The sequence below is a fragment of the Vibrio sp. Vb0598 genome (assembly GCF_033338935.1).
GTDB lineage: Bacteria > Pseudomonadota > Gammaproteobacteria > Enterobacterales > Vibrionaceae > Vibrio > Vibrio alginolyticus.
Genome location: NZ_JAWOTP010000259.1, coordinates 1 through 1,090, shown reverse-complemented (window position 1 = coordinate 1,090; position 1,090 = coordinate 1). Strand labels below are relative to the sequence as shown.

Annotated in this window: 1 protein-coding gene; it reads right to left on the bottom strand. The window is 46.8% G+C overall.

Annotated elements, in window-relative coordinates; translation table 11 throughout:
* Positions 1-169: 169 nt before the first annotated feature.
* Positions 170-1,090: alanine racemase (gene alr, locus R7Q38_RS24540; RefSeq protein WP_318114676.1), on the bottom strand; the 921-nt coding region annotated here is incomplete at its 5' end.

The window sequence follows — 1,090 nt, the reverse complement described above, 5'->3', positions numbered from 1 at the left end:
GTTTAACATCAATTGGATGGGCTTTCAAACACAACCAAAATGTGGTTTTCGTCGCAGACAACAAGATGACATTAACGTTATCGGTGTTTCAGGGCTTTTTGAGCGAAAAAAGAAAGCGAGCACGAAGCTCGCTTTGAGTTAGGAAGTGTTTAAAAAGGAAGTCGTAAGATTACTTCACGTACACGCGAGGGTTTGATGTGCCCCAAATGGTGTAAAGTTCTGGGAAGATCACGTCGGCGTTCTTCTCGATTTCTGCGGCATTGATGGTTTGAGATTTTTGGTTGCCGAACAGAACGACCTCAGAACCCGGCTTCACGCCTTTGATATCGGAAACGTCGATCATTGTTGTATTCATTGACGTTACGCCAACCACTTTTGCACGTTGACCATTGATCAGCACGTCTGCCGTATTGCCCATTTTTCTTGGGTAACCGTCAGAGTAACCGACAGGAAGGTTCGCCATTACGCTTTCTTTAGTGGTTGTAAAGCTGCTGTCGTAACCCACAGTGCTGTTTTTCGGTAGGTGGTGCAGTGATGCTACGCGTGTTTTGAAAGACACGATACGCTCGTAAGGTAGGGTTGCAGGGTAGTCACCGTACAGCATGCCGCCAGGACGAACCATATCCAGATGTGCTTCAGGAAGATTTAGCGTGATGTAAGAGTTAGCCACGTGCAGTGTGATGTCTTTACGTTTCAGACCTGCGCTGTCCATTAGCCACTTTGTTTCTACTTTGAAACGGTCAACCTTGCGGCGAATTTCATCAAGACCTTCATTCGGGAAGTGGGTCATCATACCTACGATTTTTAGGTTAGGATCGCTTGCGATTTCCACACCTTCAACCTGACCTTCATACGTTGTCAGATCCAGACCATTACGACCCATGCCTGAAGTATTCAGAGCAAGGTGAACAGGAATAACGGTATTGTAGTTGTATGCAATCTCGATGATTTGATCCGCCTGCATCTTAGTGCCAATCAGCTCTTCGATTTCGTACTGTACGCCGTTTTCAATTTCGTTGCGGCTAGCCGCACGGACACGCATGATCTTGCCTTCGAAGCCATGCTCACGCACTACGCGAGCTTCTTCATT